Origin of the sequence: Sphingobacterium sp. UBA7038, assembly GCF_002494055.1 — a bacterium.
Lineage (GTDB): Bacteria > Bacteroidota > Bacteroidia > Sphingobacteriales > Sphingobacteriaceae > Sphingobacterium > Sphingobacterium multivorum.
Map to the genome: position 1 here is coordinate 514523 of NZ_DLAV01000039.1, position 11954 is coordinate 526476.

12 protein-coding genes and 1 pseudogene are annotated in these 11954 nt (G+C 38.2%); 5 read left to right on the forward strand and 8 right to left on the reverse strand.

Annotated elements, in window-relative coordinates; all coding sequences use genetic code 11:
* Positions 1 to 2: 2 nt before the first annotated feature.
* Complete coding sequence (locus B3H30_RS23765; RefSeq protein ID WP_286774918.1) at positions 3 to 713, forward strand: biotin/lipoyl-binding protein; 711 nt, start codon at positions 3 to 5, stop codon at positions 711 to 713.
* A gap of 54 nt (positions 714 to 767) precedes the next feature.
* Positions 768 to 1457, forward strand: a complete 690-nt coding sequence (locus B3H30_RS23770) for an MBL fold metallo-hydrolase (RefSeq protein ID WP_070568485.1) — start codon at positions 768 to 770, stop codon at positions 1455 to 1457.
* Positions 1458 to 1665: 208 nt separating this feature from the next.
* On the opposite strand, the gene B3H30_RS23775 is transcribed toward B3H30_RS23770, so the two are convergent.
* The 5 genes from B3H30_RS23775 to B3H30_RS23795 form a co-directional block, all read right to left on the reverse strand.
* Positions 1666 to 2136, reverse strand: a complete 471-nt coding sequence (locus B3H30_RS23775; RefSeq protein WP_070568482.1) for a DinB family protein — start codon at positions 2134 to 2136, stop codon at positions 1666 to 1668.
* Positions 2137 to 2203: 67 nt separating this feature from the next.
* Positions 2204 to 3190 carry a DUF1259 domain-containing protein gene (locus B3H30_RS23780; RefSeq protein ID WP_070568479.1) on the reverse strand — a complete coding sequence of 329 codons (987 nt, stop codon included), beginning with the start codon at positions 3188 to 3190 and terminating at the stop codon, positions 2204 to 2206.
* 115 nt (positions 3191 to 3305) lie between these two features.
* Positions 3306 to 3830: a hypothetical protein gene (locus B3H30_RS23785; RefSeq protein ID WP_070568796.1), complete on the reverse strand. Its 525-nt coding sequence runs from the start codon at positions 3828 to 3830 to the stop codon at positions 3306 to 3308.
* 79 nt (positions 3831 to 3909) lie between these two features.
* Positions 3910 to 4659, reverse strand: coding sequence for a chromate resistance protein ChrB domain-containing protein (locus B3H30_RS23790; protein WP_286834966.1), 750 nt, complete (start codon positions 4657 to 4659; stop codon positions 3910 to 3912).
* Positions 4647 to 4751 (reverse strand): chromate resistance protein ChrB domain-containing protein, encoded by a 105-nt coding sequence (locus B3H30_RS23795; protein WP_254667751.1) that lies wholly within the window; start codon positions 4749 to 4751, stop codon positions 4647 to 4649. The genes B3H30_RS23790 and B3H30_RS23795 overlap by 13 nt, the downstream gene beginning before the upstream one ends.
* 372 nt (positions 4752 to 5123) lie before the next feature.
* On the opposite strand from B3H30_RS23795, the gene B3H30_RS23800 reads away from it, so the two are divergent.
* Positions 5124 to 6767, forward strand: coding sequence for a hypothetical protein (locus B3H30_RS23800; RefSeq protein ID WP_286834903.1), 1644 nt, complete (start codon positions 5124 to 5126; stop codon positions 6765 to 6767).
* Positions 6768 to 7075: 308 nt separating this feature from the next.
* Here the strand turns inward: B3H30_RS23800 and B3H30_RS23805 are convergent, their stop codons facing one another.
* Positions 7076 to 7480: an NUDIX hydrolase gene (locus B3H30_RS23805; protein ID WP_286834904.1), complete on the reverse strand. Its 405-nt coding sequence runs from the start codon at positions 7478 to 7480 to the stop codon at positions 7076 to 7078.
* Positions 7481 to 7617: 137 nt separating this feature from the next.
* Positions 7618 to 8406: a PhzF family phenazine biosynthesis protein gene (locus B3H30_RS23810; RefSeq protein WP_070568473.1), complete on the reverse strand. Its 789-nt coding sequence runs from the start codon at positions 8404 to 8406 to the stop codon at positions 7618 to 7620.
* A gap of 328 nt (positions 8407 to 8734) precedes the next feature.
* Here B3H30_RS23810 and ligD point away from each other — a divergent pair, with 328 nt between their 5' ends.
* Together ligD and B3H30_RS23820 are read left to right on the forward strand one after the other, a co-directional pair.
* Positions 8735 to 11434 carry a DNA ligase D gene (ligD, locus tag B3H30_RS23815; RefSeq protein WP_070568470.1) on the forward strand — a complete coding sequence of 900 codons (2700 nt, stop codon included), beginning with the start codon at positions 8735 to 8737 and terminating at the stop codon, positions 11432 to 11434.
* Between the two features lie 39 nt (positions 11435 to 11473).
* Positions 11474 to 11659 (forward strand): hypothetical protein, encoded by a 186-nt coding sequence (locus B3H30_RS23820; RefSeq protein WP_046675983.1) that lies wholly within the window; start codon positions 11474 to 11476, stop codon positions 11657 to 11659.
* 73 nt (positions 11660 to 11732) lie between these two features.
* Here the strand turns inward: B3H30_RS23820 and B3H30_RS23825 are convergent.
* Positions 11733 to 11912 (reverse strand): annotated as a pseudogene (locus B3H30_RS23825) (zinc-binding dehydrogenase); the annotation flags it as partial.
* Positions 11913 to 11954 lie beyond the last annotated feature (42 nt).

Here is an 11954-nt window from a genome sequence, read left to right on the forward strand (position 1 = left end):
TCATGAACAAAAATAAAACAGATAAAATTGTTGTAGACCTAACCAAATGGCTCGGTATCACATTATTCGTGGGAATTATTATTTGGGCAGCTGTTTATTTCTTCGAAGGATATCGCTATGAACAGACCAACGACGCTCAGATTGATGCCTATCTTTCCCCGATAAACGTAAAAGTAGGGGGTTATATCCGTAAAATATATTATAAGGACAATCAGCAGGTAAAAAAAGGCGATACCCTTGTAGTGATCGAACAGGACGAGTACGGGTTAAAGAGAGATGCTGCGTCAGCAGAACTCATGAGCGCGCAGGCCAAATTACCGGTCTTGGCAGCAAGCGAGGAAACGCAGGTTAAAAGCATTGCCGTCATTAACCCAGAGTTTGTCGCTCAGGAAAAATCCAGAAGGAGTATCAGGGCTGTAGAAGATAGTATAATTCATCGGATAAACTATGCTGACTATCAATATCTGCTTGGTCGAGTGACTTCTTGGAACAAGGTTATACAAGCTGTGATGGAACGGGAATATATCCAAAAGGAACAATACCTCCTGAATTACAATAATAAGTCAGCGCTCGATAAATATCATCATGTCCTTTCGAATGAACCAAAGCTCATTCAGCGCATAGCGACACAAGACCTCGCCTCATATCTGGGCATCACGCAGCGATCTCTTACAAGAGCGAAGGGACAAATACATCGCGCCAAAGTATTATAGGACAAATGTCCTTATTTATTTCTATAGAGTGCCATAGTTTTGCAAAAAAAAGCTATGTTACATCAAATTGCCCAAGAAGTTTTTCATGTACCATTGATGCCACGAAATAGTATCAACTGCTATATAGTAGAGGGTGTGTTGGTTGATTGTGGGATACGCAGTTCATATAATACGGTGAAGGGAGCCCTTCAGAAAATACCCGTCCATCAACATGTGCTTACGCATGCCCATGCAGACCATCAGGGCTGTAGTGATCAACTATGTGATGAATTTGAAATACCTTTACTTTGCCATGAAAATGAAATTTTTAGGACTGAAACAGGTATGGTAACTAATGACTATCCAAATCCCAAACATTGGTTAGCAAAACTTCAACAAAAATACTGGGCGGGGCAGGGCCACAAAGTCGATGGTACACTCGTTGAAAATGATAGCATTGGAAACTTTCGGGTCATAGAAACTCCAGGCCATTCAGCCGGTCATATTTCTTTATTCCGTGAGCGGGATGGTGTATTGATAATCGGGGATGCTGCTACAAATATGAACCTGCTCACTACAGTGCCTGGCCTAGGGCTCCCTCCAAAAATATTCACGTCGGATCAACAGCAAAACATCAGATCGCTCCAAAAGTTAGCAGGATTAAATCCTTCTATGATATGCTTTGGTCATGGCCCGGTCATGCGAAATACGGATCGAAAGTTTGAGCAATTTGCGGCCAAATGTGTATCGTGGTTTAATTCGTAAACTTCCAGTACAGACTCGTCAAGTAGGGAATTACAAATGAATAGACAGTATAAAACTCTTTTTTGAAATCCAGTTTTTGCGATGATTATCTAAAGATTAACATCCTGAAAATGGATATCTTCGTAGATTCAATATCGATTGGCCTTGAAGCCATATCAAGATATCGTATCCACTGTCATAACTGTCCCAAAGAAAGACTGGAAAAATCTTATTGCCTTAGAAGTTTTAAGTAACTTAATATTATTCCGCTGTGCTCGGCTTCGTGAAAGTTAGCGGCTTGAAGCGCTTGGATATGATTATTGATGGAGAAGCCAATTGGTAAGCTGAACGATTGGTATTCAACAAATATACCTGATGTTAAATCTTTACTAAGTTGGTTTACTGTATAAAGCAATAGATGTTTTATTTCATCAATGTCTGGCGTATTTTTCCACGTATGTGGTGCCGTTCCAATTTTGAATGCTTCCATAAATTCCTGCGATATATGCATTGGTAGTCCACTACGCATGTACATATGCCGCTGCTGAGAAGTGATACAGTGGCCAATTTGCCAGACGATATTATTGTTAAAGGTCTCTGGAATTTTAAATAATATGGTATTATCAACTGTTTCCATTACTTGTAATAACCTGATTCTGCTAGCCTTTAAAATTTCAAATTCAAATAATTCAGTTGTCATCGTATTGGTTAAGATTCTAGATCAGTTTAATAAAGTCTTATTGGAGCGAATAGATCAATTAATTCGATTAATGATTATGCCAATGCGATTTTTTGCCGAGTACAAGAAGTGCATCTCTGAAAGCTAGTGCCAGCTCCCTAGAAGGACCGACTCCAAAGTAATGAAGAAAGATCATGTGTGGATCATCTCCAAGCATATGGTTGTGGATTGCTACAATTTCGATATGGTGTTTCCTTAAAGTACTGATAACTTGATTGACCTCATGGTCTAACATTGCGATGTCACCAGCAATATAGGCTTCGTTTTCGGATCCGGTAAATGACGCCCAACTGTTTAAACCGATCGATGATGTCATTTCGGCTCCCATTGCCATAATTTTTAAATCGGATCGTCCTACGGTATATTTGATTGTTGAGCCGTTTATCGCGGCCTCATGACCGATAATGTTATTTAATTCGGTAACATTAAATATCTTATCCCCTGGATCTTGTTTTTGATTCAGTGGTGCTGGTTGATTTCCAACAGCTATTTTAGTGTTTGAGATAGCTGTTGCGTATTTCTGAGCCAATTCGACTGGTTCCCCCATACCGTGGATGTGCATATAAAAGATTCGGGGTTCTTCATAAAAGAAATGATTATGGATTGCCCCAACTTCCAGACCTGATTCAAGGGCAGCAGTAATAAGGGGATTTACTTCTTCCTGAAGTAGAACACAATCACTCATAAGCACAGCACTCTTTCCATCCATGGTCCTCTTTATCGCAGCCCATCCTCCAAAGCCAAAAGATATAGAAACATCCTTACCTTTGACGGTCACAGCTAGATCATTACGGGGAAAACTGGTATTATGTGTAACTTCTTTTGCGTTATATTTTCCTTTCTTTCCTAAAGCTTTTTCAATTCCTTGGATTTCAGCCTCGGTGAGATCAGGCGTATTCGACGTGGTCGTAGAAAACGCACGAACTGTTTTAAGACCAACTAGTCCGCTGCCTGTTAGGAGCAATCCCATTTTCAATAGCGTTCTGCGTGACGTTAAGTTTCTAAAATTTTTCATCCTGATCTATTATATTTTGAAAATATTACTACGTATAAACAATAAACTATCCCTTGCAACAAATGAACACCACTATTGTTGTTCATTTGGGAATTTTAATCGATCACGATTCGATTTAGAATATATATCCGAATTGAAAAGCAGCAGCAATAGAAATTTTTTGTTCATTGCCAAATCGGACTGGGAAGGGAGTTGCTAGAAAAAGTTTTCCAGCCTGACCATGTGTTATGACCTTGCTTAATACCGGTGTAAGCCCATATCGTCCGGAAGTTTCAAATGCAGCCCTAGCGATAAATGTGAATTCCTTTCCGATGGGAAATAATACGCCCGGATGGAACAAGAAATTGCTCATTTTGCTGTTCCCGGATGCTATTTTAATGTAGGGAACCATTTCCAGTGAAAATCCCAAGTGTCCTTCTCTAAGTATATTAATACCTGTCGGCATACCTACCTGATAGCTATCTTTAAAATTTGGCGTTATCGTACCAGATGATAGGGAAACAATGGGGTTTACTATACCAACATAAGCAACTAGTTTGCTCGGTTGTTGGGCTCTTAAATGTAATGATGATAAGAGTATAATAATGATCGCTGCACAAAAAGTTTTATGGTAAGAGGAGTGGTATCGGTTTAGTTTCATAATATCTGCTTTATAAAAGCAAGTATAACTAATACGTAACATCTCAAAATAGAATAAATTTTACTATTTTGTATATTCCTTACTTTTTAAAAGATTTCCTCCTATATTCTGAAGGATTACTTCCTGTAAATTTTTTAAAAATGCGCGTGAAATGACTTTGATCAGAAAAACCTGTGAGATAGGCAATGTCAGTAAGGGAAATTGAGCGGTCAGACATAAGTTCAATGGCTTTTTCTATTCTTTTTTTACGGATGTACTCACCATAATTTAAGTTTTCAAAATATTTTGAGAATTCGCGTGACAAATAGCTTGAACTAATATCCAGTTCTTCGGAAAGTTGATTTAAGCTTAATGTTGTATTTGTATCGATTTGATCCTGTATCATTTCCCGCAATAATGCAGTCCATTCCGGAGATTTTTCTTTTTGCTTATCATTTAAATGTTCATGATAGATTTTAAGGAGCAAAACCTCAGTTGGCCCTTCATTGCTATGTTTCAGTCGGTAGAGGTGTTGAGCCCAGCTATAAAGGCCGTCATAAATGACCATTCCGATCTCCAAAAGCTGATTGTCGTCCTTGATATTGTAAGCTAGACCTGAAAAAATCGCCTCGAGACCTGAAGATTGTGGCATTAAATCATGTCTATCCGTGTCCGCACTACGAACAATTGCAGCAATTCGTTTTAATGCCGGATCGTTTAATTCATGTTTTTTAAGGAAATAGTCAAATGTACACTCGTCTGCATAATGACTGTATTCTACACCAGGAATATCAAACGGAATGGCGTTCGTTTGTTTAGCAATTTCAAAGACCGTATCTAGGGGGCATATATTATTTTTGCGTCCGGATTTATAAAACGCTTTATCAGCCATGGACAAGCAATCCTATCGATCTTTGGTCTTTCACGTGTAATCCAATCCATATCTTTTTTTCCGTCAAAATATTATGATTAAGATCAATAATTATTGTGTAAAAACAAAGGGAAGTATTTAATTTAAATTTTGAATTACTTGTTTAAAATTTAATTTCAATCGTTCGATAGCTTTCCAAAAAAAAGTATGGTATGGCGATCGCTTAACAAAATAGAGGTTAAACGATCGTCCAGATTTTTATAGATTTTTTTAATACATTTATTATAATAGCAATACATTGTCTTTTTATTCTGTTTTAAAAAAATACTTTCTTTATTAGTGTGTTTTATTATATTAGAGTGAAACGCTTTGAAAGATTAAGAGGGAGGTAATGCTTCATTCAAAACATAGCTAATAGATATTTAAACCAAAATCTTATCATTATGATCCATACCAAGCTTAGTATACACTGTAAGATTTTGGTATTCTTTTTTTTTCTTTCGAGCTGCACAACAGTAAATATACCAATAGCTAACTTAAATAAGGTTTCTCCAGGGGCAATGAATCAATTGACAAATGATTCTTTAGGACTAAAGATTGACTTCTATGGGAACGCAAACTTTGGATCTAAGTATCTAGATTTAAAAGATGTCAGGTCTATTTTTCGAAAAAGAAAGATAAAATTTCCATCAAAAAATATTGTTTTTTGGGGTACATATGATGTGACAAGAAATCCAATGTATTTTGTCGGCAGTTTGGAAACTTCTTTAGATGTCTCAAAGTTCACTGCAGATACGTCTATGTATAAATGTGTTTATTATCGTAGTATCCAGAAAAATAGAGATAATATAATAAGTCGTGTAGCGATCCCATACCACAGAGATTCATTTCTTTTGGTCAGTGAAGTTAGGACGGAAATCACCGATATGCAAGAAAGTGTTAAAGATGTTTTAAATGGCATAAAAACGTCCTACAATTCCTTGGCTTACGGAGAGAAATTTGTCGAGCAGAAGCCCGTTCAAGAACCAGATTATTATAATATAGCTGAATCAATTTTTAAAGATAATGGATATGCGAATTATTTGTCTACAAGAGATACGCTGGAAAAACTTGTTCTGCAAAATGAAGATAGCCAATTTGCCAACGAGCTATTAAAATCATATCGTTCGTTTCTTGGTGAAAGTGTTCAATATGATAACGAAACTAAACAAGAACAACAGTCAGTCGAAAAAACTGCTATTACCATTGACCAACTGGTAGAGAAAATTAAGGAACATCGAGTGGTTATGTTTAATGAGAATCATTTACAAACACGTTGTCGTTTGTTAATCAATCTTTTACTGCCAAAACTTTACAAAGAAGGCTTTAATGTCCTTGCTTTAGAAGGTCTATCCGAGGATGATGACCGAATTAATAAGCTGGGATTTCCAAACGTTGAGAGCGGATTTTACACCAGGGATCCTAATATGGCGAATCTCATCAGAACAGCAAGAATTTACGGCTTAAAAGTAATAGGCTATGAAGATTTTGAAAACACAATCAATAGAGATCTACAGCAAGCTAAAAATCTGATTAGAAAAAGTGAAATCGTTACAAAAAATCAAGTTAAACTTATCGTATTAGCTGGCGGAGGACATATTGAAGAAGGAGATATCGGAGAAATCAAAAGTATGGCTCAATATTTTAAGAAACTAAGCAAAATTGACCCTTACACAATTAATCAAGTTAAGTTTTTATCTATTAACGATGTTAATGATTTGGTATATGTTATCGAGAGCAAGATATTGAATGGTTATGACTTGTATTTATCAAATAATCTGAATAGCGATAAAATAGTAATTGGAGCAAAAGATTTAAACCGCAGCTATAGTATACCGAATACTGATTCGACCAAATCAGGCACATCGGCCATTTACATTTATCATGAAAAGGAATATCAATTGGATAAAACAGCTATTCCAGTTTACTTGTCACTTTCTAAAAAGGATTCGCTACAGGTAGACCTTCCGAAAGGAGTATATAGATATGTCAAGCGAGATCATTATGGGGCTATAATTCATCAAGAAACTATTGCGGAGAATGATTAAAACATCGCGCAGGATATAATTTTCGCTTATGTTATTTTTCGTTGTTAAAGGGACATGGGGGGTGAAGGTAAAACCATGTTCGAGAAGCTAACTACGCCTTTTTTTACAAAAAATAAAACGAAAGCAAATCAACCGTTGTTATAAGAATACTTTTCATAAATTAGGTTAATAACAGGTAGTAAAAACCTTGAGATCCCCCCTCAAGGTTTTTTGTCTTTATCTCACTGTTTTACTGAGCTATGCACAAACTTTCAAACAACTTGGTATTTATCCTAAGCCCATTAAAGTCGCAGCAGCTCCGGTAGGCACTAGTTGATCAGGTCTAGTTCTTTAAATTTTCCCAATATAAGTCGGACGACGGCAGAGGTTCTGCCAACATCACTGAGGGTTATCCATTCAAATGAATCGATTTCACTTGCTGCCTGTAGTGTGCCCGAATAATCCGCAAAATAGCAGGTCATCTTCACGATTACATCAGCCTCTTTGCCATCGGCTGGGGCTTGGAAGGTCTCAAAATAACGGATCGAATCTTCTTGGACCTCAACGTTGAGTTCTTCCTTAATTTCTCGCTTCAGACATTCTATGTCAGATTCATTAGGTTCTCTTTTGCCTCCTGGCAAATAGAGCTTTGACTTTGATTTGGAAAGTGCCGTCAACACTTTTTTATCCGAAATGCTGATCAATGCGACCTTATCTATAACCTTATTGTCCATATTACAAATTTAGTGAATTAAAATGATGTAATCGGTTAACAAGCTATGATCACTTCGCTTTTTCCTGTTTGGATTAAAGTTGTTTTTTTTTATTCTTATTACAGCATTTTAACGATGTACTTCTAAAGCAATGATCGTTAATCGATCCAAATGAAACCCTGAGAATAGGTACGGGCCTTACCGGCCACGATCACTCTATCGTTTTTGTTTTCGCAATAAAGTTGCCCCTCTCTTTCAGACAGCTGACGGGAAAAAAGAGTATCCTTGCCCAATCTTGATGCCCAAAACGGAATAAGGGAACAATAGGCAGACCCAGTAACGGGATCTTCGAGGATCGTTGATTGCGGTGTAAAGTATCTAGATACAAAATCACTGTCGTTTCCTGTTGCTGTAACGACCACACCTCCGGGATCAAGATTAATCAGATCAAAAATGGATCTGTTAATGTGGATGTTTCTGACCTCTTCCTCAGATTCGTATAGTAAAACATAATCTCTTGATTTATAAGTCTCTTTGGGTTGGATGTTAAGCGAGTTTTTAATAACGTCGGGCAGTGCGGAAGGCTGTGGCATTCTGGATGGAAAATTCATATAATAAACTTCGTCTTTTATATCAACAGTTAATTCACCTACTTGCGTTTCAAAAACAATTTTGCTTTTTTGATAGTCTAGGTGCTTAACCAGGCAATGGACGGTCGCTAAGGTTGCATGGCCACATAGGTCCATTTCAATTTCAGGTGTAAACCATCTTAAATGGATTGTATCACCGTTATCTATGAAAAAGGCCGTTTCCGCCACAGCATTTTCACGTGTAATTTTAAACAGTGTCTCATCGGGTAACCACTCTTTTAACGGTACCACGCAGGCTGGGTTTCCCCGGAAAATTTCTTCTGTAAAGGAATCTATTTGATATAGTTCTAACTTCATGATGGATAAATTGCTGTCGTTTGTAAAGTTAATTCAATTCATGAAGATTAGCTTCATTGTTTACAGAATTTGACAGTAAACGCTATATTAACCGATGCTGTACAATCCCTTTGAACAGGTCCCGGGCTGTCAAATCCAAAGATTATTATGTTCTTTTTCGCTCAAATTTTTCCTAACTGTAATTAGGTAGAAATACAGCAGATGTTATTGTGAAGCAAAATGATGAATAGTAATAAACAGTTGAACAACATTTTGAGGGAAATATTTTAAACCTTTTTCATGCTACTATTGTGTTATAGAGAAAATGGGGTAAAGTAAATAAATAGCTATGGGACTATCGAAATATCGTGAAAAGCGTTCTGAAGAGAAAACCCCGGAACCGTTTGGGGGACAGCCAAGTGGGACTGAACTACGCTTTGTTGTGCAGAAACATGATGCCTCTCATTTACATTACGACTTTCGTCTTGAGATGGATGGTGTTCTGAAAAGTTGGGCAGTACCAAAAGGGCCTTCTATGGATCCTAGTATTAAGCGCCTCGCTATGATGGTAGAAGATCATCCCTATGATTACCGAGACTTTGAAGGGGTGATCCCCAAAGGTCAATACGGTGGCGGTACCGTGATCGTCTGGGATGAAGGGACGTATGAGCCAGCTGAAAGTGGCCTTAAGGAAGTAGCTAAACAAGAAAAAGACCTGTTGCATCAGCTCTATTCCGGCAAGCTTAAATTTAAGCTCAATGGTCAAAAGCTAAAAGGAGAGTTCGCTCTTGTTAAAGCCCACGGACGTGGAGATAACGGGTGGCTGCTCATGAAACTAGACGATAAATATGCCAGTGAGAAAGATATTACAACAAAAGATAAATCAGTGATCTCAGGCAAGACAATTCCACAGATGGAAAAATCACCCGATCAGGTTTATGGTAAACATATTATCAAAAAAGACAGTACGGTAAAAGATAAGCGTTCAACAAAAAACAAAGCATCTGAGCTAATCAATGATCAGCTTGAAGCTGTTCCTACGGCGACTTCCAAAAAGAAAACGAATATTCAGGCACTTTTAAAAAATGCGCCAAAACAAAGATTCTATTCCCATATCGAGCCTATGCTCGCTACCTTGGTCGATAAACCCTTTGATGATGAGGGCTGGATCTATGAAGTCAAGTGGGATGGATATCGCGCAGTAGCTTTTATGAATAAAGGTGAGTTGGAACTAAAATCCCGTAATGACAAGAGCTTTAATGAAAAATTCTATCCCATCTATGATCAATTGAAGGAGCTGAAATTAGATGCCATCTTGGATGGGGAAGTTGTCGTTTTAGGTGGAAACGGCACGGCCAATTTTGGCTCGCTCCAAAATTGGCGGAGTGAAGCGGATGGCGATCTGGTTTATTACGTTTTCGATATCCTTTGGTATCAGGGACAGGACCTGAAAGACCTGACATTGCTCGAGCGTAAGGCAATTTTAAAAGAAATCATTCCCAAAGGCAACAGTATCCTGGTCAGTGAACATTTTGAAACTTCCGGAATACATTTTCTGGAGGAGGCTAAAAGGCTTGGCTTGGAAGGGATTATGGCGAAGCGTAAAGATAGCACCTATCATATCCATAATCGTTCTAAGGACTGGCTTAAAATTAAAGCAAACAAAAGACAGGAAGTGGTCATAGGCGGGTATACACTGAATGATGATTCAAGTAAGCAGTTTAGTAGCCTTCTTGTAGGCGTCTATGAAGGAAAAAAATTGATCTACACCGGAAAAGTCGGTACTGGCTTTAATGATAAGCTTCAAAAAGAAATGATGAAGCTATTTAAACCGCTTGTTATCAACAAAGCACCTTTTTCTGAAGAACCTGATGTCAATAAGCCCTCGCGTTTCAGACCAAATCCGCCACATGCTACCGTGACATGGCTTAAACCGGAGCTTGTCTGTGAGGTGAGCTTTGCGGAATTAACCAGCGACGGTATTATGCGGCATCCTTCGTTTGACGGAATGCGCGAAGATAAAAGTGCCAAGAAAGTAATTCTTGAGGAGGAAACTCCTACAGAAAAAATGGTAGACGATATGGAAGATAAAATTGTTACACCCAGAGTAAAAGGGCCGCGGAAAACGCTATTAAATCCGACGGATAAAACCCAGGTCAAAAAGATAAATGGACATGAACTAAAGTTTACCAATTTAGATAAGGTGTTTTGGCCGAAAGAGGGAATAACCAAAAGAGACCTCATTAATTATTACTATCAGGCTGCTCCATTTATATTGCCTTATCTTAAGGATAGGCCGCAGAGCATGAACCGTTTTCCAAATGGCATTGAAGGCGAAGGTTTTTATTTTAAGAACGTGACTGATACGGCGCCGGAATGGGCAGAGACCTATCTCTACCACAGTGAAACAGATGAAAAGGACCGTCATTATCTTGTGGGCAAGGACGAAGCCACATTGCTCTATATGGCGAATCTCGGCTGCATTGAAATGAACCCCTGGAGCAGTACGGTTAAAAAGCCTGAAAATCCGTCGTTTTGTATAATTGACCTTGATCCGGACAAAAATTCGTTTGATCAGGTTGTTGAAGCTGCTCAGGTCACAAAGAGCATATTGGATGATATGGGGGCGACTAGCTATTGCAAAACCAGTGGCTCTACAGGGCTTCATATCTATATACCACTCGGTGGCAAATATACCTACGAACAATCTAAAGAGTTTGCCCGGGTAATTGTCACGCTAGTCCATCATGAGCTTCCTAAATTCACCAGTCTAGAGCGGTCCATAAAAGACCGCAAAGGTAAAATGTATCTTGATTTTTTGCAGAACAGGCCACATGCGACCATTGCAGCCGCATATTCTGTCCGCCCCAAGCCAGGAGCGACAGTGTCTATGCCACTCCATTGGGACGAAGTGAAAAAAGGGTTAAAAATAAGCGATTTTCATATTTTAAACGCGATTGAAAGAATGCAGAGCGAAGGAGATATTTTTAAACCTGTATTGGGAAAAGGGATTAACCTAAAAAGTATAGTGGATAAATATTATAAATAAATTTCATTTTTAAAAATCAATAACTTTAAACGAGTATTTATGAACGTAAAACGCTTTTTCGGAACAATACTGACTATTCTTGGTATTGTCGGTTTAATTTATACAGGCTATGAACTCATCAATAAAAGCACTGCGTACACCAATTTAGGGGTAGTGGGCGTATTAGCTTTGATTTTCTTTTTTGCCGGTATCGGTCTGGTGAAAAATACCAAAGACGAGTCTTAGCATTAGCCACCAGTTAAAGACCAGCAGGGATTATAGTATATGGTGATCTCGATTTTTTGCATCGCTGACCGTTTTATAAGGTAACCACTACCTTTCCGACGGTACGGCCGGTTTCGATTTGTAGATGAGCTTTTGCCATCTCGTCGAAACCGAAAACATGCGAAATGTGCGGTTTTAAAATACCATTTTCCAATAAGGATGCTATTTTCTGCATATCGCGACCACTTGAATAGACTGACATGAAATAACAGGCATGTAACTGTTTTTTTTGAGCCTGAAGCTCATCCGCTTTGCT